Here is a 19,633-nt window from a genome sequence, read left to right as displayed (position 1 = left end):
CTCGGACCCGGCCTGCCGGTAGAAAAGCACTTGAGCTCAAGCGCGGTTGAAGTCCTACGGTCGTTCGTACGCCGGACGGAAGGACCGCCATGACCATCCAGCACCTCGGCGAGGTCGACCACATCGCCGTGCTCCCCGACCACGCCGAGTACGACCAGGCCCGCAGGACGTTCCTCGCCGTGGCCGAGCCGGCGGTGGTGCTGCGCCCCTCGACCACCGACGAGGTCGTCGCGTCGCTCGCGCACGCCCGCCGGCTGGGGCTGCCGCTCGCGGTCCGCGGCGGCGGCCACAGCTTCACCGGGTTCGGCACCCTCGACGGCGGCGTCGTCCTGGACCTGCACCGGATGGACCGGGTCGAACGGCTCGGCGGCAACCGGGTCCGGATCGGCGCCGGGGCCACGTGGGGGCCGGTCGCCGCAACGCTGGCCGGGCACGGGCTCGCGGTCACCTCCGGCGACACCACGTCGGTGGGCGTCGGCGGGCTGACCCAGGCCGGCGGGATCGGCTGGATGGTCCGCAAGCACGGGCTCACCCTCGACAGCCTCGTCGCGGCCGAGCTCGTCACCGCCGCCGGTGAGGTCGTGCGGGCCTCCACCACAGAGAACCCAGAGCTCTTCTGGGGGCTCCGCGGTGGTGCCGGCAACTTCGGCGTGGTCACGGCCTTCGAGCTCGAGGCGCAGCCGGTCGTGACGGTCCGCTTCGGCACGATGGCGTTCGCCGCAGACCGTCCCGACGCCGTCGCCGACCTCGTCGAGCGGTGGGGCGCGGTGATGCGCGCCGCGCCGGACGAGCTGACCACGATCCTGGGGCTGATGCCGGCCATGGGCGACATCCCCGCCGGCGTCGTCCTCTTCGTGTGCCTGGCGGGGGACGACACCTCTGCCCTCGACCCGCTCCGGGCGATCGGCGCGCTGACCGTCGAGGACGTCACCGAGCGGCCCTACGCCTCGGTGCTCGACGAGCCGCACCGCCCCGAGGGCGCGGTCCCGGTGGTCGACAACACCCTGGTGAGGAGGGTCGACCGCCCGCTGGCGGAGGCGGTCGCCACGGCCTACGCCGCCGGTGGCCGGATGTTCGCGCTCCGCTCCCTCGGAGGGGCCTTCGGCAGGGTCGACCCCGCGGCGACGGCCTTCGCGCTCCGGGACGCGGAGGCGATGGTGCTCTCGGGAGCGTTCCTCCCCGCCGGGGCGACGGAGGAGCAGGTGGCGGGGGCTCGAGCGACGTGGCGAGCCGTCGGCGACCTCGGCGCCGGGACCTACGCCGGCTTCGTCGGGTCGCCCGCACCCGAGGACGTCACCGCGATCTGGCCGTCCGCGACGCTGGAGCGGCTGCGCGAGGTCAAGCGCGCTTGGGACCCCGACAACCTCTTCAGGCGGAACCTCAACATCGCCCCCTGAGGCGGGCCGGCGTCACTCCTCGAACAAGGCCCGGATGTCGTCGGCGTCGATCGGTGTCCCCGCCCCGCCTTCGCCGTCGATGACCTTGGCGAACAGGGCGGCCTTGCGCGCCTTGAGCTCCATCACCTTCTCCTCGATGGTCGCCGAGGAGACGAGCCGGTAGACCATCACCGGACGCCGCTGGCCGATCCGGTGGGCCCGATCGACCGCCTGTGCCTCGACGGCAGGGTTCCACCACGGGTCGAGGACGAAGACGTAGTCGGCCTCGGTGAGGGTCAGCCCCACACCGCCCGCCTTGAGGCTGATCAGGAAGACCGGGCTGTCGCCCTGCTTGAACCGGCCCACCACCTCCGCGCGGCGGCGGGTCCGCCCGTCGAGGTACGTCGCGTCGATCCCCTCGGCGTCGAGCCGCTGGCGGACCCGGGTGAGGAACGAGGTGAACTGGCTGAACACCAGCGCCCGGTGCCCCTCGGCGACGACCTCCTGCAGGTGGTCGACGAGCACGTCGATCTTCGCGGAGCCGATGCCGTCGTAGTCGGGGTCGACGAGCGCGGCGTCGAGGCTGAGCTGGCGCAGCCGGGTCAGTGACCGGAAGATCGCCATCCGCTGCCGGTCGAAGTCGCCGAGGAGCCCGAGCACGTTCTGCCGCTCGCGCTGCAGGTGGGTCTCGTAGACCTTGCGGTGCTTCGAGGTCAGCTGCACCTCGAGCACCTGCTCCTGCTTCGGCGGCAGGTCCTTCGCGACCAGCTCCTTGGTGCGGCGCAGCAGGAACGGCCGCAGCCGCTTGCGGAACCGGGCGAGCGCGGCGGCGTCGCCCTCCTTCTCGACCGGGTTGGCGACCGTCTCGGCGAAGCGGTCCGGGTACGGGTAGAGCCCGGGCGCCACGATGGAGAGCAGCGACCAGAGCTCCATGAGCCGGTTCTCCATGGGCGTGCCGGTGAGCGCCAGCCGGAAGGGCACGTCCAGCCGGCGCACCGCCTGGTGGGTCTTGCCCTGGTGGTTCTTCACCATCTGCGCCTCGTCCAGCACCAGCCCGCCCCAATCGAGGCCGACGTAGTCGTCGGCCTCGAGCCGGAACAGCGTGTAGGAGGTGACCACGAGGTCGGCCCCCTCGTGCACCTCGGCCAGCGACCGGCCCCGCCGCGACCTCGACTCCGTGACGGTCCGCACGGTCAGCCCCGGCGTGAACGTCTCGGCCTCGTGGGCCCAGGTCGCCACCACGCTGGTCGGAGCGACCACGAGGAACGGCCCGCCCCTCCCCTGCGCCCGAGCGTGGGCGACGAGGGCCAGCGTCTGGAGCGTCTTGCCGAGCCCCATGTCGTCGGCGAGGATCCCGCCCAGGCCGAGCTGCCAGAGGAGCAGGAGCCAGCGGAACCCGTCGACCTGGTAGCCGCGGAGCTCGGCCGCCACCGCCGGCTCGGCGTCCGGGAGCCCCTGGACGTCGCGGAGCGCCCGCGCCGCCTGCACCCACGCCGACGCCTGCGCGTCGACCAGCCCGATCTCGGCGAGCTCTGCCCAGAGCCCGAGGTCCTGGCGGCTCACCCGCACCCCCTCCCCGGGCTGCCGCTCCTCCAGCTCGCGGGCGGCGCGCACCAGCTCGGTGAGCCGGGCGAACTCGGGCCGGTCGATCCGCAGGTGGGCCCCGTCGCGCAGCACGATCCGCTCCGCGCCGAGGGTCATCGCCTCGAGCAGCTGGGCCAGCCCGATGAACCGCCCGTCGACGCTGACCACGACCTCGAGGTCGAGCCAGTCGGTGCGGTCGACCAAGAGGTCGCCGGCGTCCTCGCCACCCGGGTCGCGGGGCTCGAACCGGATCACCGGCGCCCCGGTCAGCTCCTCGAACTCCGGTCGGGTCCCGATCTCGTCGATCTCCACCTGACCGCTCGCCTCGAGCGGCACCAGCGTGTCCTCGGTGAACGCCACCGCCAGGGCGCCGCTGAACGTCTGCTCCGGCACCAGGCCTCGGTCGCGCCGCCCCGTCCGGCACAAGCGGTGGGTCTGCTCCTCGTCGAGGACGAGCTCCTCGAGCAGCCGGCTCTCCTCGTCGACGCGGCGGACCCCACGGAGCCCTCGCCCCTCGTCGATGCCGTAGACCCGGTCGTCCCGCCCCACGCGGTAGCGCCAGCTCCACGCCACGTGCACCTGGTCGACGGCCTTCCAGGTGACGGTCAGCGCGAGCCGCGGCTCCGGCGGCTCCTCGATCCGCAGGCTCTCGTCGGAGGAGGTGACTGGCAGGTGGCGCTGCAGCCGGGGCAGGTAGTCCGCCACCAGCTCCGGCACCTCCTCCTGGGGGACCGGCAGCGTCTGGCCGGTGGCGAGCAGCCGCCGGGTCTGCACCCCGGCCTTGCGGGTCAGCGCGGAGAGCACCAGGTCCCAGGTGTCGGGGGTGCGCACCCCGTCGAGCCCTGCCGACGCCTCGGTCCACAGCGCCACGCCGTGGCCGTCGGCCCCGAGCACCTCCAGCCGGTCGGCGCCGAACCAGTCGTCCTCGTGGCGCACGCCGAGCTGCAGGTGGGCGCGCTCGGTGTCCACGCCGTTGACGTCGACGGTCAGCGTCACCGGCTGCTCGGCCACCCGCACCGACGTCAGCCCCGGCCCGGCGACGAGCACGACGCCCGCGCGTACGGCCTCCTGGAGCAGGGGCCACACCGACGCGCCGAACGTGGCCACCGAGAGGTGGGACTCCGAGCCGAAGTAGGCCTGCCGGTTGGCGGCGCGGTGGGCGCTGAGCAGCTCGGCGAGCACCGCGGCCTGGTCGGGGTCGACGTCCGTGCGGCGGTCGAGGTAGGGCACGTCGGCCCACCCGACGCGCGAGCGCACCCAGTTGTCGCGCGCGCCGCGCTGGACCGGCCGCACCCGGAGCAGCCCCCGGCGGGTCCGCGGCACGCCCTCGAGCGCGGAGAACCGCGACGCACGGCCGGTCGACAGCTCGAAGAGCAGCCCCAGCGGCGTGCGGTCGACGAGGGTGCTCTCCACCGCCAGGTCGAGCTCGTCGAGGACGAGCCCGAGCCGCCGCTCCCAGTCACGGAGCCCCTGGCCGTCCTGGTGCTCGTCGCGCACGGTCAGCATGACCGCGGCGGCGTGCTTGCACATCCGGACCACCGGGCAGGTGCAGTGCGCGTCGATCCAGGTGCCGGACGGGTCCTCGGCGAGCGTGACGGTGGTGGCGTAGGCACGCCCGCCGGAGCCCTCCACACGGCCGTTGACCAGCGTGATCCGCGGGTTGGCGGCATTGACCTCCGCGCTGTGCACCCGCCCCTCCTGGGCGTAGACGCGACCGCGCTCGAACGTCATCGCACCGAAGCTGCGCACCAGCTCGGCGTCGTCGTAGAGCTCGAGGATCCCCATCGCCCACGACCCTAGTCGCGGCCTCCGACAGGAAAGGGTGAACCGGTCGCGGTGTGGATAGCCTCGACACCATGACGAGCGTGTACATCGCCTCGGCGGAGGGGTTCTCGGGCAAGTCGACGGTCGCGCTCGGGCTCCTCGAGCAGCTGGCCAGGGCGGTGGAGCGCGTCGGCGTCTTCCGGCCCATCGTGCGCGCGGACGCCGCCGACGAGAGCTCCGGACGGGACTACGTCCTCGACCTGCTCACCTCGCGCGAGGCCTGCACGACGTCGTACGACGAGGCGGCCGGCGTGACCTACGACGAGATCCACGACGACCCGGACGCGGCGCTGGACCGGATCGTCGACCGCTACCACGCGGTGGCCGAGAAGTGCGACGCCGTGGTGGTCGTCGGCAGCGACTACACCGACGTGGCGACGCCCACGGAGTTCTCCGTCAACGCCCGCATCGCGGCCAACATCGGTGCCCCGGTGATCCTGGTCGTCAACGGCGCCGAGCGCTCCCCGGAGCAGCTGCGCACGACCGCCGAGCTGCTCACCCACGAGCTCGAGGCGCACCACGCCACGCTCGCCGCGATCGTCGCCAACCGGTGCCGCGCCGACGACCTCGCTGCCGTCGCCGGGGCGATCTCGACTCCCGCCGCGCCGGGCTACGCGATCCCCGACGCCCCGCTGCTGACCGCACCGACGGTCGGCGAGCTGATGGCCCGGGTCGAGGGGGAGATGATCGCGGGCGACCCCGAGCTCCTGCACCGCGAGTCGGGCGGGCTGCTCGTGGCGGGGATGACGCTCCCCAACGTGCTGGACCGGCTCACCGAGGGGGTCGTGGTCGTCACCGCGGGTGACCGGCCGGAGATCGTGCTGGGGGTGCTGCTCGCCCACGTGGCGCAGGACTTCCCGCAGATCGCCGCAATCGTGCTCAACGGCGGGTTCGCCATGCCCGAGCAGGTCGACCGGCTCATCGCGGGGCTCGAGGTGACGACGCCGATCCTCACGACCGAGCTGGGCACGCACGCCACCGTCGAGCGGCTGGCGACGCTCCGCGGCCGGCTCAGCAAGGACTCGCCGCGCAAGGTGGTCACCGCGGTGACGCTCTTCGACGAGCACGTCGACGGGGCGGCGCTGGTGGACCGGCTCGAGCTGAGCAGGTCCTCGGCCGTGACGCCGCTGATGTTCGAGCACCGACTCGTCGACATGGCGGTCGCCGCGCGGAAGCACATCGTGCTGCCGGAGGGGGACGACGACCGGATCCTGCGGGCCGCCGACATCCTGCTGCGCCGCGGGGTCGCCGACCTCACCCTGCTCGGCGACCCGGCCACGATCACCCGGCGGGCCGCGGAGGTCGGCGCCGACGTCACCGGCGCCCAGCTCCTGAGCCCCCACGACGAGGAGCTGGTCGAGGAGCTCGCGGAGTACTACCACCAGGCTCGCAGGCACAAGGGGATCGACCTCGACGAGGCGAGGACCACGGTCACCGACGTGTCGTACTTCGGCACGCTGATGGTCCAGCTGGGGAAGGCCGACGGCATGGTCTCCGGTGCCGCGCACACCACCGCGCACACGATCCGCCCGTCGCTCGAGGTGGTCCGGACGGTGCCCGGCGTCTCGGTCGTCTCGTCGGTGTTCTTCATGTGCCTGGAGCACCAGGTGCTCGTCTACGGCGACTGCGCCGTCGTACCCGACCCGACGGCCGAGCAGCTCGCGGACATCGCGATCGCCTCGGCCCGGACCGCGGCGGCGTTCGGCGTCGAGCCTCGGGTGGCGATGCTGTCGTACTCCACCGGGACCTCCGGGTCAGGCACCGACGTCGAGAAGGTCGTCACGGCGACCGGGCTCGTCCGGGAGCGCGACCCCGACCTGCCGGTCGAGGGGCCCATCCAGTACGACGCCGCGATCGACTCGGCCGTCGCCAAGACGAAGCTGCCGGACTCCAAGGTGGCCGGCCAGGCGACGGTGTTCGTCTTCCCGGACCTGAACACCGGCAACAACACCTACAAGGCGGTCCAACGCTCGGCCGGTGCCGTGGCGATCGGGCCGGTGCTGCAGGGGCTGCGCAAGCCGGTCAACGACCTGTCGCGCGGCGCGACGGTGCGCGACATCGTCAACACGGTCGCGATCACCGCCATCCAGGCGCAGAAGCCGCTGGAGAACGTATGAGCGGCGACAGCACCGTCCTGGTCCTCAACGCCGGGTCGTCCTCGCTGAAGTACAGCCTCGTCGACGCCACCTCCGGCAAGGCCTTCGGCTCCGGCCTCGTCGAGCGGATCGGCGAGGGGTCCGGCTCGCTGCACCACGAGGGCCCCGCGGGCCGGCACGAGGAGGACCGGTCGGTCGACTCCCACGAGGACGCGCTGCGGCTGGCTCTCCAGGCCTTCGAGGAGCACGGTCCGTCCCTCGACGACGCGGGGCTCATCGCGGTCGGCCACCGGGTCGTGCACGGCGGGGACCGGTTCTCCGAGCCCGCGCTAGTCGACGACGGGCTGCTCGCGACGGTCGAGGAGCTGGTCCCCCTGGCGCCGCTGCACAACCCGGCGAACCTGGAGGGGATGCGGGTCGCGCTGCGGCTCTTCCCCGACGTGCCGCACGTGGCGGTGTTCGACACCGCCTTCCACCAGACGCTGCCGCCGCACGCGTACACCTACGCGGTGCCCCGCGAGTGGGCCGAGGAGCACCACATCCGACGCTACGGCTTCCACGGCACCTCGGTGTCCTTCGTGGTGGGCCGGGCCGCCGAGATGCTCGGCAAGCCGGTCGAGGAGTGCCGGTTCGTCGTGATGCACCTCGGCAACGGCGCGTCGGTCACGGCCGTCGACGGCGGCTGCTCGGTCGAGACCTCGATGGGGTTCACTCCCCTGGAGGGGCTGGTGATGGGCACGCGCTCCGGCGACGTCGACCCGGCGCTGCCCGGGCACCTGAACCGCCACCTCGGCTGGGACGTCGTCGACGTCGACCGGGCGCTCAACCGGGACTCCGGGCTCAAGGGGCTCTGCGGCTCCAACGACTTCCGCACGTTGCTGCAGAAACGCGCCGAGGGTGACGAGGGCGCCGACCTCGCGTTCGACGTCTACTGCCACCGGCTCCGCAAGTACGTCGGCAGCTACTACGCCGTCCTCGGCACGGTCGACGCGCTCGTCTTCACCGGCGGGGTCGGCGAGAAGTCGCCCGAGGTGCGTGCTGCGGCTCTTGCCGGGCTGGAGCGGCTCGGGATCGAGGTCGACGAGGAGCGGAACGCCGCCCAGTCCTCGGCCGCACGCGACGTCGCCACGGACGACGCCGAGGTCCGCGTGCTGGTGGTGCCGACGGACGAGGAGTGGGAGATCGCCCGCCAGGCCGCCGCCCTCGCCCGCTGACGTGTTGTGTTGAGCCGCCCCTCGTGGCGCACGTCAGGGGTGTTGAGCCGCCCCTCGTGGCGCGCGTCAGCCTGCGGGCGGGCTCTGAGCGTCCGTCGGCTGGTCCGTCGGCTCCTCGGTGGGCTGCTCGGTGGGCGACGTCGTCTCGGACGGCTCGGTAGTCGGGGAGTCCGTCGGGGTCGGCGACGGCTCGTCGCTCTCCACCGGGGTCTCGGACGGCGACTCACTCGGCTGCTCGTCGGTGGGCTCGCCCGTCGGGCGCTCCCGGGGCTCGGGTTCCGCCTCGGGCTCGGTGCTGCGGAGTCCGGGCACGGTGGTGCCCGACCTGCCGTCGGTGCCGCCGGTGACCTGCGAGACGGAGCGGCCGCTCACCAGCTCGAAGGCGGTGATCGCGACCATCACGACCACGAAGACCGCCGCGGTCATGAGCGCGACGCGCTTCCACGACAGCCCCTGGAACCGTTCGCGCCAGGTCAGGGGCGTCTCGGCGGGCGGCTCGTCGTCAGCGGCTCCGGCGACCGCGTCGGCCACCTCGGCGCCTTCGGAAAGGGCGCCTTCGGCCTCGCTCAGGGCACGGTCGGCCTCGTCAAGCGCGCGGTCGGCCCGGCGTACGGCGGTGTCGCTGACGGAGCCGCCCGGTCCCATCGCGTCGGCCGCCTGGTCGAGGGCGGAGCGCGCCTGGGTGACCCGCACCAGAGCCTGGGCCTGCTGGGCCATCCGTTCGCGGCTCGCGGCCAGCCCTCGCGCGTAGACGGCGCTGCCGACGGAAGCGAAGACGCTGCCGAGCGCCGCGCCGATCATCGTGCCCGCCACGCCGAGCGTGGAGAGCAGGACGGCGGACGACACCGCGGCCAGCGAACCCGCAAGGATCTGGGTCCAGCTGAGCCCCAGTCCCTTCTCGCGTTCCTCCTCCGCCACCTGACCGAGTATGGCAAGGCGGAGAAGGCAGCCGAAGGAGCTCGGGGAGTGGAGCGGCTCACGTCCCGACCGCGCCCCCTGCAGCCGCCGGACGCGCAGCGACCCGGGGTCCTCGTCCCTCCGTCGGGTGGACCCCGGGTCGTTGCTGCTTCAGGTCAGACGGTGCTGTGGCGCCGGCCGCCGTTCTTGGCGCTCATCCCCTCCGCGATCCCCACGAGCAGGAGCGCGGCGATGACCGCGAAGACGAAGCCGAGGAAGTTCAGCTCGAAGATCGAGCCGACGCCGAGCAGGTCGGCGAGAGCACCTCCGATGATGGCGCCGACGACGCCGAGCAGCATCGTGGCCAGGATGCTCATCCGCTGGCGGCCCGGCTTCAGGAGCCGCGCGAGCGCGCCGATGATGAGCCCCACGATGATGAGGCCGAGGATCTGGAACATGGTTTCCCTCCCGAGGTGCGGTCCTGCGGACATCTGACATGTTGTCCGGTTCGTTCGGCCGCAAACCCTCCCGAGTTCTCCACAGGCCGCGGACGGCCGTTCGGAACCCGTGTCGGCGTTATGTACCCTTCCGCCCGGGCCGTAACGGCCGGGGGACCAGAAATCGGGGGCAGTGCAGGTGCAGGGGATGAAGGGCGCGCTCCGGCGCCCGCTCGAGAGGTACGGCGTGCGCAGGATTGTGGCTGCGCTCGCGACGGCTTTGCTGGTGGCCGGCGTGGCCGGGTGCTCGGAGAAACCTCCCGAGCCCGCACCCCTGGCCGAGCCGGAGCCGACGAGCAGCAGCCCCACGGCGCCCACCGAACCGACCGCGGACCCGGGCGCTGCGCCGAGCCTTCCGGCGGAGGCGCGCGGGACGTCGAAGGCTGCGGCGGTGGCGTTCGTGGAGCACTGGGTCGAGACCTTGAATCACGCGACGCGCACGGGCTCGACTGATGCCCTCGCGAGCCTGGGCAGCCGCACCTGCTCCACCTGCGAGGCCATCGCGGACTCCATCGACACCGTGTCCGCCGCTGGCGGGTGGTTGCGGGGCGACGGGTGGCGGACCGAGGAGATCCAGTACCTAGCGCGGCAACCGCGCAAGCGACCGACGCTGCGAGTCGTCATCGATATCGCACCGCAACGGGTGACCGAGTCGAGGGGTGCCGAAGTGCAACGCTTCGAAGGTGGGCGGGTGCTCTACACGTTCGGATTGCGCCATCGATCTGAGAGCTGGCTCGTCGAAAAACTGGAGCGAGCCACGTGAAGTTCACGCGCGCGGCTGCGGCCCTCCTAACTACAGGGGCGCTCCTCAGCGTCCCTCTCCCGGCTGTCCTGGCGGCTGAGTGCGGAACTGGCGGCAGTGCTGGCGTCGACTACATCGACGTCGGAGTCATTTGCGAGCAAGAGGAGGAGGCGACAACCGGCTCAGGATCCGGCGGGAGCGGCGGCTCCACCTACGTGAACTTCAAGTGGTCGTCCATGTGCCAGCCAAACCCCGACGGCTCACCTCAAGAGCTCGAGTGCTCGGCGGCGCTGACCTGCCCCGACCCGACCCAACGCCGCTGGCAGCTCTGGGGCCAGACCCAGTCGGGCCAGTGGGTGACGGTCACCACCCAGTGCATGGGCGGACCACCGCCCGAGGTGGCGCTGCCGACGGTGACGCCAGGTGACGTGCTGAGCGCGCTCCGTCGGGTCGGGCTGCCCCGGCTCGAGACGTTCGTCCAGCCGGCGTCGAAGACGCTGGTCAACTTCGACACGATCTTCTACACCGAGTCCGAACCGGTGCAGGTCGACCTCACGATCCTCGGGCAGGCGGTGGACGTGGTGGCGACGCCGAGCCGGTTCCGCTGGGTGTTCGGGGACGGGTCGTCGACCACGACGGCGGTGCCGGGCGACCCCTACCCGGCGAAGACCATCACCCACCGCTACGCCGACGCCCAGGTCACCGTCGCCCCGCACGTCGAGGTCAGCTACACCGCGGAGTTCCGCGTCAACGGCGGGGGCTGGCAGCCGATCGACGGGACCGTGACGACGGTCGGGCCGCCGACCTCCCTGCGGGTCGCCGAGGCGACCGCGGTGCTGTCCGGCGACCACGGCTGACCGGCCGGCGAGCACCGCACCAGTCCACCCACGGCCTCGGGTTTCGCCCGGAGAACCGGCGGGCAACCGTGGAGTGCACCCACCAGGACGGCGGGCCGGGAGCTCGGGCTCAGGCCCGCCGTCGTCATGTCCGCCGGCCGCGCCCGTCACCGGACCGGCTCGGCGCCCGCGAAGACCACCCGCAGGATGCCGCCGCGCACCTTGACGTGGTAGCTCGTCCGGCCGAGCTTGACCACCCGCCCCACGATCCCGTGGAACTCCCCCTCGAGGGTGACCCGGACGCGTGACCCCACGGGCGCCAGCTGCACCCGCCGGCCGGTGCGCATCGCCTCGAGCTCCGCCTCGTAGTTCGGGTGCATCGGCGCCGGGCGCCCGCGGTAGGTCCACTCGAAGACGTGGTCCACCGAGAACGTCGGCCGGCACTGCGAGCACGACAGCACCCGCTCCGGCCGCTTGTGCCGGTCGCGCGTGTGCCCGGCAGCGCAGACCCCCACCCACGCGCCGGGCACCCGCTCGGACTCCGTCGACACGCACCGCTTCCCCGAGCACCCGATGGCGACCGCCGTGCGCCGCCACACCGCGTCGTGGCCGTGGGCGGGCCCCACGAGCGCGTGCGCGATCTCGTGCAGCACGGTGTCCCGGACCTCCTCCTCGGTGTGCACCCGGGTGATCGGCGCGCTCAACCCGATCACCTTGTCGGCGAACCGACACACGCCGGCTCGTCGCTTCGCCATGTCCAGCTCCACCCGCCACCCCGTCAGGCGGTGCTGGCGCAGCAGCCCCTCCGCCATCTCCACCGCCACCCTCAGCTCCATGGCGAGCAAGGTAGACGGCCGCCCCGACAGTTCCGCACCACGACGCGCGCCGTCCACAGAGCACCGTCACCTGACGCGCGCTCGGCCGTTTGAGGGGACATGCACCCCCACGACGTGCCGGTGGACCGGCGTACCGTCCTCGCCGCCGGCACCGCGGGGGTCGCCGGCGTCGCCCTCGTCGGGCTCGCCACCGACGCCGAGGCGGCCGCACGGTACTTCCGGCACGGCGTCGCGTCCGGCGACCCCATGCCCACCAGCGTCATCCTCTGGACGCGGGTGACGCCCACGCAGGCGGCCACTCCCGGCTCGGGGAACGGACCGGCGGCAACGGTGACCTGGCAGGTGGCGACCGACGCGGCGTTCCGCAGGATCGTGCGCCAAGGCACCGTCACCACGACGGCGGCCCGCGACCACACGGTGAAGCTCGACGCGACGGGGCTGCGACCGGCGACCGACTACCACTACCGGTTCCTCCACCGCGGAGTCGCCAGCCCGGCCGGCCGCGTCCGTACGGCTCCAGCGGCGGACGCCGACGTGGCCGGCCTCCGGCTCGGTGTCGCGTCCTGCGCCAACCTCCAGGCCGGCTGGTTCGCGGCGTACCGGCACCTCGCGGCCCGCGACGACCTCGACGCCGTGCTCCACCTCGGCGACTACTTCTACGAGTACGGCCCCGGGCAGTACGGCCACGGCTTCACCGACCTCGACGTGCGGACCCACCAGCCACCGCACGAGACGGTGACGTTGGCCGACTACCGGCAGCGGCACGCGCAGTACAAGAGCGACCCCGACCTGCAGGCCCTGCACGCCCGCCACCCGTTCATCGTCACCTGGGACGACCACGAGGTCACCAACGACCAGTGGGCGGAGGGCGCGGAGAACCACCAGCCCGGGACCGAGGGCGACTTCGCCGTACGGCGTGCCGCGGCCCAGCGTGCGTACGACGAGTGGATGCCGGTGCGAATGGGACCCACGACCGGGCTCGGGGACGGTACGCGGCTCTTCCGGCGGCTCCGGTTCGGCCGGTTGGCGGAGCTGTCGCTTCTCGACCTCAGGAGCCACCGGTCGGGTCAGGTGGCCCTCGGCCCCGGGCTGCCCGGCGTCAGCGATCCCGCTCGCACCATCACCGGAAGGGCGCAGATGGAGTGGCTCAAGAGCTCGCTCCAGGACGACCGCGCCGTCTGGAAGCTCGTCGGCAACCCGGTGATGATCGCGCCGGTCGTCTTCCCGCCGCTGCCCGCCGACCTCGCGCGTGGGATCAACGACGTCACCGGCCTGCTGCCCGAGGACGGCATCCCGTACAACACCGACCAGTGGGACGGCTACACCGCCGACCGGCGCGAGCTCTTCCGGCACCTGCGCGACAACGGCGTGCAGAACACGGTCTTCCTGACCGGTGACATCCACTCCGGCTGGGCGTGCGACCTGCCGGTCGACGCCGGCACCTACCCGCTCAGCGGGAGCGTCGGCACCGAGCTCGTCTGCACCAGCGTGACCAGCAACAACCTCAAGGACATCACAGGCACGCCACCGCGGACCACCAGCGTGGCGGTGGAGGCGGCGATCCAGACGGCGAACCGGCACGTGAAGTACCTCAACTTCGACGACCACGGCTTCTCCGTCCTCGACGTGACGCCGGAGCGCGTGCAGATGGACTGGTTCGTGGTCAGCAGCCGGCGGGACCGGATAGCCGGCGCCTGGCGTGCCGCGAGCTGGCAGACGCGAGCGGGCACGCAACGTGTCCGTCCGGCCGCCGGTGGGATCGTCTGATGTGCGGTCGACAAGAATCCGGCGTGCGCGGCACCGCGCTGACCCGCAGGGGCGTGCTCACCGCGGTGAGCGCGGGCGGGGCGTCGTACCTCTTCTCCTCCGCGCTCGGCGCCCCTGCGCGTGCGAAGGGACGCACCCGTGTCTACGTGCTGGTCGTCGACGGCTGCCGACCGGGTGAGGTCAACCGGCTGCTGACGCCGAACCTCGCGGCGCTGCGCGATGGGGGGCTCGACTTCCCGCAGGCGCACTCGATGCCGGTGATGGAGACGATCCCCAACCACGTGATGATGATGACCGGCGTCAGGCCCGACCGGTCGGGGGTGCCCGCCAACGCCGTGTACGACGGGGCCGAGGGCAACGTCCGCGAGTTGGACCGTCCGACCGACCTGCGGTTCCCGACGGTGATCGAGCGGCTCGGGCGGGCGGGCTACACGACCGGCACGGTGCTCTCGAAGGAGTACCTGCACGGGATCTTCGGCGAGCGGGCGACCCACCGTTGGGAGCCGGCTCCGGTCGTGCCGGTGAGCGGCCACGCGCCGGACCTCTTCACCGTGCAGGCCGCGATCACGATGGTCGAGCGGTTCGACCCCGACCTGCTGTTCGTGAACCTCGGTGACATCGACCGGCTGGGCCACACCGATCTGACGGGCACCAGCCTCCAGCTGGTCCGGCAGACCGCCCTGCTCGAGGCGGACCTGCAGGTCGGGCGGTTCGTCGGGATGCTGAAGCGGACCGGTCGCTGGGAGCGGTCGGTCCTCGTCGTGCTCGCCGACCACTCCATGGACTGGTCGCTGCCCCATGCCGTCGTGTCGCTGCAGCCACGGCTCGACGCCGTGCCGGAGCTGGCCGGCAAGGTCGTGATCGCCGACAACGGCGGAGCGGACCTCCTCTACTGGACCGGGCCGGCGGCCGAGCGCAGGGAGGCCGTGGCGCGGATGCGCGAGGTCGCGCTCACGCACGAAGGCGTGCTGTCGGTGCACTCCCCCGCCGAGCTGCGGCTCGGCCCCGAGGCCGGCGACCTCGTCGTCTACTGCCGAGCCGGGTGGCGGTTCTCCGACCCGACGTTCGTCGACAACCCGATCCCGGGGAACCACGGCCACCCGGTGACGCGGCCGATCCCGCTCTTCATCGCCGGCGGGTCACCGCTGGTGCGCCGCGGCAGCTCGACCCTCACCGCACGCACCGTCGACGTCGCCCCGACCGTGGGCGCGGTGTTCGGGCTGCCCGCGCCGCGCCAGGGCTACGACGGCCGCAACCTGCTCTGACCCCAGGGGCGATGAGTTCGGCCCCGCGCCGTCGTCGTCAGGGGTGGAGGTGGTGCAGATGGCGCTGGAGCTCTTCGCCGGTGTGCCCGTGAGCGACTTCGCGCGGGCGGTCGCGTGGTACGAGCGGCTCCTGGGCGGGCCCGCGACCTTCGAGGCGCACCCCACGGAGCAGGTGTGGACGTTGGCCGAGCACTGTCACGTGTACGTCGTCCTCGACCCCGGGCGTGCCGGGCGCGCGCTCGTGACGCTCTTCGTCGACGACCTCGACGAGGTGGTCCGCGGCGCGGCCGCGCGGGGCGTCGAGCCGGACAGCAGGGAGACCTACGGCAACGGGGTCCGCAAGGTCCACTACCTCGACCCGGACGGCAACGAGATCGGCTTCGGCGGAGCGCCGCTCGAGTCCGACGGCTAGGACTCCACGCGGTCGCCGGCGTCGCGGGCTGCCGAGTCGTCCCCGCGATCCTTCGCCCGCTCCAGGCGGCGCATGACCGGGGTCGCCGTGATCCCGTGCACCAGCACCGACAACGCGATCGTGAACCCGGCCGTCGCCCACACCTCCTCCATCCCCGGGAAGACGGCCTCCTTCTCCGCGTACGCGAGGTAGAAGAGCGTCCCGACGCCGCGGACCCCGAACCACGCCGTGGCCAGCTCCTCCCCGCCGGTGAGGCACCGGTCACCGAGCCGGTCGCGCCCCTTCATCCGCAGCGCCAGCAGGGCGCACACCGGCCGGACGACCAGCACGAGAGCGGTCCCGACCACGACGCCCTGCCAGGTCAGGTCGTCGAGCATGGTGTTGGTGAGCGTCGAGCCGAGCAGCAGCAGCACGCCGAGGGTCAGCAGCCGTTCCAGCCGCTCGATGCTCTCGTGCATCCGCACGTGGTAGTCGTGGCCGCGTTCGGAGGAGCGCAGGGTCATCGCGCAGGCGAAGACAGCCAGGAACCCGTAGCCGTGCACCAGCTCCGCGACGCCGTACGACAGCAGTACGGCGGCGAGCGCGAGGAGCGGCTCTCCGGTCTCGGCCAGCCGCAGGCTGGGGGCCGGCATCCGGAAGGCGAGCTTGGCGAGCAGCCAGCCGACGGCGGTCCCGGCGAGCGCGCCGACCAGGATCTTGCCGACGAGGTCCCAGGCGAGCCAGGACACGCCCCACTCCACGACCCCCGCCGAGGTGAGGAGGATCGCGGCGTGGACAAACGGGAAGGCGCCCCCGTCGTTGAGTCCGGCCTCGGAGGTGAGCGCGAAGCGGACCTCGTCCTCCTCGTCGACCTCCCCGTCGGCCTCGTCGAACGGTGTGGGGCCCTCGACCTGCACGTCGGAGGCGAGCACCGGGTCGGTGGGCGCGAGCGCGGCGCCGAGGAGCAGCGCGCTCGCCGGGACCAGCCCCATCAGCCCCCAGCCGAGGAGCGCGACCCCGCCGATGCACAGCGGCATCGCGACGACGAGGAGCCGCATCGTCGCGCCCCAGCGGGCCCAGCTCCGCAGGGAGAGCCAGACGAGGGGCCGGTCGATCGCGAGCCCGACGCCCATCAGCGCGACGATGACGGTCAGCTCGGTCAGGTGCTCGAGGAACCCGTGCTCACCGATCGGCCCCTCGAGGAGCCCCTCGGTGAACGGCAGCAACCCGATCAACGTGCCCACCAGCAGCAGCACCATCGGCGCGGAGACCGCATGCCGGTGCAGTGCGGCGGGGAGCACGACGGCGAGCAGCAGCGAGACTCCGACCGTCAGGTAGAGCAGGTCGGCGGTCATCGGCGGGCCGCGGCGGGGGCTGGTTCCACGGAGCAGGTGTACCCGCGGGCCCGCCGCCCACGCCCCCGGACTCAGCCCTGGTCGGTCAGCTCGCGGACCACGGAGTCGACCACCGCGACGAGGTCGCCGCCGGTGCGTTCGGCGACCGCCCGCTGCCGCTGGTACGACGCACCGTGCGAGACGATCTCCGCCACCCGGCCCAGCTCCTCCTCGCACCGCAGCCGGCGGGCCACGGGAACGAGCCGGTCGAGCAGCTCCTCGAGGTCCTCGGTGACCAGCCGCTCCTCGGAGGCGGCGTCGAGGATCACGATCGCCTCCAGGCCGTAGCGCGCCGAGCGCCACTTGTTCTCCTGCACGTGCCAGGGCGGCATCGTGGGCAGCTCCTCGCCGTTCGCGAGCCGGGTGTCGAAGTCCACGACGAGGCAGTGCATGAGGGCCACCAGCGCGGCGAGCTCGCGGAGGTTGGAGACGCCGTCGCAGACCCGGTTCTCGATGGTGCCGAGCTTCGGCGACGGGCGCACGTCCCACCGGATCTCCGACAGCTCCTCGATCACGCCGGTGGTCAGCTGGTCCTGGACGAACGCCTCGAACTCGCCCCACCGCTCGAACTGGAAAGGGAGCCCGGCAGTGGGCAGCTGCTGGAACATCAGCGCCCGGTTGGACGCGTAGCCGGTGTCCGTGCCGGCCCAGACCGGCGACGACGCCGACAGCGCCTGCAGGTGCGGGAAGTAGTTGAGCAGCGAGGACAGCACCGGCAGCACCCGGTCACGGTCGGGCATCCCGACGTGGACGTGCAGCCCCCAGATCAGCATCTGGCGGCCCCACCACTGGGTGCGGTTGATCAGCTCCTCGTAGCGGTGGCCCGGGCTCAGCTGCTGCGTCGACCACGAGGCGAAGGGGTGAGTCCCCGCCCCGAACAGGTCCGCGCCGACGGCCTCGGCCGCCGGCAGCACGACGTCGAGGGTGGCGCGCAGGTCGTCCATCGCCTCCCCGACCGTCTCGCAGACCCCGGTGACGAGCTCGACGGTGTTGCGCAGCAGCTCCTGGTGGAGCCGGCGACCGTCGGGGAGCCGGGGCCGGACCTCCTCGAGCAGCCCCTCGGCGCAGTTGCTCAGGTCGCGCGTGCGGTGGTCGACCAGCGCGAGCTCCCACTCCACGCCGAGCGTCGGCCGGGGCGAGGGGTGGAACTCGATCTGCACGCCACCAGCGAAGCACACCGACGGGCACCGTCCGTACTCCTCGCCAGGGACCTATGGGCCCTTTCCGGTCGAGGGGCGCCGGTTAGGCTGGCGGCGATCGTCTCCTGGGGGTTCATGTGTCGCGTCCGCCGGGTCGACTCCGTCGGCTCCTCCGTCCCGTCCGAGGCTCGGGCCGGCCGCGACGTGTGCCCGCCCGGCCGGGCTCGTCACCGCTGAACGCGTCCGCGCGGGCCGTGGGGTTCGCGTTCGGCGCGGTGGCGGTCACCGGCTCGCTGGTCGCCTCCGGCGCCACCGTCCCGCAGGACGAGCCCGCCGACGCGTTCACCGCGGGCGCGCGGGACTCCCTCGAGGCCGCACCCCCGACCCCGGACACCTCCGACTCCGTCGACGAGGTCGGCTCGGTCGCTCCCGTCGACGCCCTCCGGGCCAGCGCCACGGTGCTGCCCGCGGACGGCGCGACCGTCGCGGCGGCGACGGGGCTCGACGTGCTGCCGGAGCGCGCCCGGCTCGCCTACTCGCTGACCGCCGCGGCCTTCGAGGAGGCCGACCCGACGTGCGCGCTCGACTGGACGCTCCTCGCCGCCCTGGGCCAGGTCGAGTCCGACCACGGCCGCAAGGACGGCGCCACCCTCGGCGAGGACGGGGTCACCACCCCCTCCCTGGTCGGCCCCCGCCTCGACGGGCGCGACGGGCGGGCCGAGGTCGCCGACACCGACGCCGGGACCCTCGACGAGGACCCGCGGTGGGACCGCGGCGTCGGCCCCTTCCAGCTGCTCCCGGGCACCTGGCCGCAGGTCGCCGTGGACGGCGACGGTGACGGCGTCCGCTCACCGCACGACATCGACGACGCCGCGCTCGCCGTGGGCGTGTACCTCTGCTCGGTCGGCGACGCCCTCGACACCCCACAGGGGCTCCGGGCCGCGGTGGAGGCGTTCAACAGCTCTCCCGGGTACGCCGACCGGGTGGTCGCCCTGACCGAGGCGTACGCCGCGCTCGCCGCCGCCCCCGAACCGCCGCTGTTCCTCCCCGCCACCGAGGTGGAACTGCCCGACCAGCGCACCTTCCCCGCCGGCGGCGACGACCGGTGGCAGGGCCGCGGCTCGACCACGCCCGACCCGCCGGACGCCCGGCAGCGGGACGGCGACCGCGACGAGGACGGCAGCAAGGACGGCGGCAAGGACGGCGGCAAGGACCGCGACGGCAAGCGCGACGACCGCGGGAAGAAGGACCGCGACGAGGACGGGAGAAACGACGGCAAGGACGGCAAGGGGCACGACGAGCAGCCTCCGAAGGAGACGCCCGACCCCACTCCGACGCCGGAACCTGACCCGGAGCCGAGCCCGACGCCGGATCCCGACCCGGAGCCGAGCCCGACCCCCGACCCGGAGCCCACGCCGGACCCGGAGCCCGAGCCCGAGCCGACCTGCCCCGAGGCCGCCGTGCCCGCCGTGCCGGCCGCGGAGCCGGTGCTCACGACGGTGACCGGCACCCTGACCGCCTGCGACGGCGTGTGGGTGCTCGTCGACCCGGTCCGCGGCGAGGAGCCCGGCGAGGACCTCGTGCTCGACGTGGGCGACGAGACCTGGCTCGCCTCCCCCGCGCTGGCCGACCTCGACCTCGACGGGACGGTGGAGACCAACCTCGAGGAGCTGAGTGGCCTGGTCGACCAGCAGGTCGTCCTCGGTGTCGACGAGACCACCGGCACCGCCGTGGTCCACGCGGTCAACCAGGTCGGCTACCGCTCGGCGGAGTGA

At 73.0% G+C, this 19,633-nt stretch carries 15 protein-coding genes; 9 read left to right on the top strand and 6 right to left on the bottom strand.

The window, feature by feature from the left end; all coding sequences use genetic code 11:
- Positions 1-89 precede the first annotated feature (89 nt).
- Positions 90-1,397 (top strand): FAD-binding oxidoreductase, encoded by a 1,308-nt coding sequence (locus tag FIP57_RS03750; RefSeq protein WP_148572126.1) that lies wholly within the window; start codon positions 90-92, stop codon positions 1,395-1,397.
- Positions 1,398-1,409: 12 nt separating this feature from the next.
- Here the strand turns inward: FIP57_RS03750 and FIP57_RS03745 are convergent, their stop codons facing one another.
- Positions 1,410-4,745: a DEAD/DEAH box helicase gene (locus FIP57_RS03745; RefSeq protein WP_148572124.1), complete on the bottom strand. Its 3,336-nt coding sequence runs from the start codon at positions 4,743-4,745 to the stop codon at positions 1,410-1,412.
- 71 nt (positions 4,746-4,816) lie between these two features.
- Here FIP57_RS03745 and pta point away from each other — a divergent pair, with 71 nt between their 5' ends.
- Both pta and FIP57_RS03735 read left to right on the top strand, forming a co-directional pair.
- Positions 4,817-6,901, top strand: coding sequence for a phosphate acetyltransferase (pta, locus tag FIP57_RS03740; protein WP_148572122.1), 2,085 nt, complete (start codon positions 4,817-4,819; stop codon positions 6,899-6,901).
- Entirely contained in the window at positions 6,898-8,094 is a 1,197-nt protein-coding gene (locus FIP57_RS03735; protein WP_148572120.1) for an acetate/propionate family kinase, read from the top strand. The genes pta and FIP57_RS03735 overlap by 4 nt, the downstream gene beginning before the upstream one ends.
- A gap of 66 nt (positions 8,095-8,160) precedes the next feature.
- Here the strand turns inward: FIP57_RS03735 and FIP57_RS03730 are convergent, their stop codons facing one another.
- Entirely contained in the window at positions 8,161-9,012 is an 852-nt protein-coding gene (locus FIP57_RS03730; RefSeq protein WP_148572118.1) for a hypothetical protein, read from the bottom strand.
- Positions 9,013-9,167: 155 nt separating this feature from the next.
- The gene (locus FIP57_RS03725; protein WP_238993260.1) at positions 9,168-9,449 is read right to left on the bottom strand and encodes a GlsB/YeaQ/YmgE family stress response membrane protein; all 282 of its coding nucleotides are present in this window, start codon (positions 9,447-9,449) and stop codon (positions 9,168-9,170) included.
- A gap of 187 nt (positions 9,450-9,636) precedes the next feature.
- Between FIP57_RS03725 and FIP57_RS03720 the strand changes: the two genes are divergently transcribed.
- Both FIP57_RS03720 and FIP57_RS03715 read left to right on the top strand, forming a co-directional pair.
- Positions 9,637-10,251 carry a DUF6318 family protein gene (locus tag FIP57_RS03720; protein WP_148572116.1) on the top strand — a complete coding sequence of 205 codons (615 nt, stop codon included), beginning with the start codon at positions 9,637-9,639 and terminating at the stop codon, positions 10,249-10,251.
- A 215-nt stretch (positions 10,252-10,466) separates the two neighbouring features.
- Positions 10,467-11,087 (top strand): hypothetical protein, encoded by a 621-nt coding sequence (locus FIP57_RS03715; protein ID WP_148572113.1) that lies wholly within the window; start codon positions 10,467-10,469, stop codon positions 11,085-11,087.
- 146 nt (positions 11,088-11,233) lie between these two features.
- On the opposite strand, the gene FIP57_RS03710 is transcribed toward FIP57_RS03715, so the two are convergent.
- Positions 11,234-11,902 (bottom strand): SprT-like domain-containing protein, encoded by a 669-nt coding sequence (locus tag FIP57_RS03710; RefSeq protein ID WP_148572112.1) that lies wholly within the window; start codon positions 11,900-11,902, stop codon positions 11,234-11,236.
- A 99-nt stretch (positions 11,903-12,001) separates the two neighbouring features.
- On the opposite strand from FIP57_RS03710, the gene FIP57_RS03705 reads away from it, so the two are divergent.
- Genes FIP57_RS03705 through FIP57_RS03695 form a run of 3 tightly spaced genes read left to right on the top strand, consistent with a single transcriptional unit; the run spans position 12,002 to position 15,346 of the window.
- Positions 12,002-13,669: an alkaline phosphatase D family protein gene (locus tag FIP57_RS03705; RefSeq protein WP_148572110.1), complete on the top strand. Its 1,668-nt coding sequence runs from the start codon at positions 12,002-12,004 to the stop codon at positions 13,667-13,669.
- A gap of 23 nt (positions 13,670-13,692) precedes the next feature.
- Entirely contained in the window at positions 13,693-14,934 is a 1,242-nt protein-coding gene (locus FIP57_RS03700) for an alkaline phosphatase family protein (protein WP_238993259.1), read from the top strand.
- A 58-nt stretch (positions 14,935-14,992) separates the two neighbouring features.
- Positions 14,993-15,346, top strand: a complete 354-nt coding sequence (locus FIP57_RS03695; protein ID WP_148572106.1) for a VOC family protein — start codon at positions 14,993-14,995, stop codon at positions 15,344-15,346.
- Here the strand turns inward: FIP57_RS03695 and FIP57_RS03690 are convergent.
- Both FIP57_RS03690 and FIP57_RS03685 read right to left on the bottom strand, forming a co-directional pair.
- Positions 15,343-16,680: a cation:proton antiporter gene (locus tag FIP57_RS03690; protein ID WP_148572104.1), complete on the bottom strand. Its 1,338-nt coding sequence runs from the start codon at positions 16,678-16,680 to the stop codon at positions 15,343-15,345. The two genes, FIP57_RS03695 and FIP57_RS03690, sit on opposite strands and share 4 nt — an antisense overlap.
- A 71-nt stretch (positions 16,681-16,751) precedes the next feature.
- Complete coding sequence (locus FIP57_RS03685; RefSeq protein ID WP_148572101.1) at positions 16,752-17,879, bottom strand: glutamate--cysteine ligase; 1,128 nt, start codon at positions 17,877-17,879, stop codon at positions 16,752-16,754.
- A 233-nt stretch (positions 17,880-18,112) separates the two neighbouring features.
- Here FIP57_RS03685 and FIP57_RS03680 point away from each other — a divergent pair, with 233 nt between their 5' ends.
- Positions 18,113-19,633 carry a lytic transglycosylase domain-containing protein gene (locus FIP57_RS03680; RefSeq protein WP_148572099.1) on the top strand — a complete coding sequence of 507 codons (1,521 nt, stop codon included), beginning with the start codon at positions 18,113-18,115 and terminating at the stop codon, positions 19,631-19,633.

Origin of the sequence: Nocardioides caldifontis (assembly GCF_008087345.1) — a bacterium.
GTDB lineage: Bacteria > Actinomycetota > Actinomycetes > Propionibacteriales > Nocardioidaceae > Marmoricola_A > Marmoricola_A caldifontis.
The sequence above is the reverse complement of the archived record's forward strand: the minus strand, read 5'-3'. Positions and strand labels throughout refer to the sequence as shown.

Bases quoted from the DNA above. Each gene is read 5' to 3' on its own strand.
- FIP57_RS03750 (WP_148572126.1), top strand. From the start codon at position 90: ATGACCATCCAGCACCTCGGCGAGGTCGACCACATCGCCGTGCTCCCC.
- FIP57_RS03745 (WP_148572124.1), bottom strand. From the start codon at position 4,745: ATGGGGATCCTCGAGCTCTACGACGACGCCGAGCTGGTGCGCAGCTTC.
- pta (WP_148572122.1), top strand. From the start codon at position 4,817: ATGACGAGCGTGTACATCGCCTCGGCGGAGGGGTTCTCGGGCAAGTCG.
- FIP57_RS03735 (WP_148572120.1), top strand. From the start codon at position 6,898: ATGAGCGGCGACAGCACCGTCCTGGTCCTCAACGCCGGGTCGTCCTCG.
- FIP57_RS03725 (WP_238993260.1), bottom strand. From the start codon at position 9,449: ATGTTCCAGATCCTCGGCCTCATCATCGTGGGGCTCATCATCGGCGCG.
- FIP57_RS03720 (WP_148572116.1), top strand. From the start codon at position 9,637: ATGAAGGGCGCGCTCCGGCGCCCGCTCGAGAGGTACGGCGTGCGCAGG.
- FIP57_RS03715 (WP_148572113.1), top strand. From the start codon at position 10,467: ATGTGCCAGCCAAACCCCGACGGCTCACCTCAAGAGCTCGAGTGCTCG.
- FIP57_RS03710 (WP_148572112.1), bottom strand. From the start codon at position 11,902: ATGGAGCTGAGGGTGGCGGTGGAGATGGCGGAGGGGCTGCTGCGCCAG.
- FIP57_RS03705 (WP_148572110.1), top strand. From the start codon at position 12,002: ATGCACCCCCACGACGTGCCGGTGGACCGGCGTACCGTCCTCGCCGCC.
- FIP57_RS03695 (WP_148572106.1), top strand. From the start codon at position 14,993: ATGGCGCTGGAGCTCTTCGCCGGTGTGCCCGTGAGCGACTTCGCGCGG.
- FIP57_RS03690 (WP_148572104.1), bottom strand. From the start codon at position 16,680: ATGACCGCCGACCTGCTCTACCTGACGGTCGGAGTCTCGCTGCTGCTC.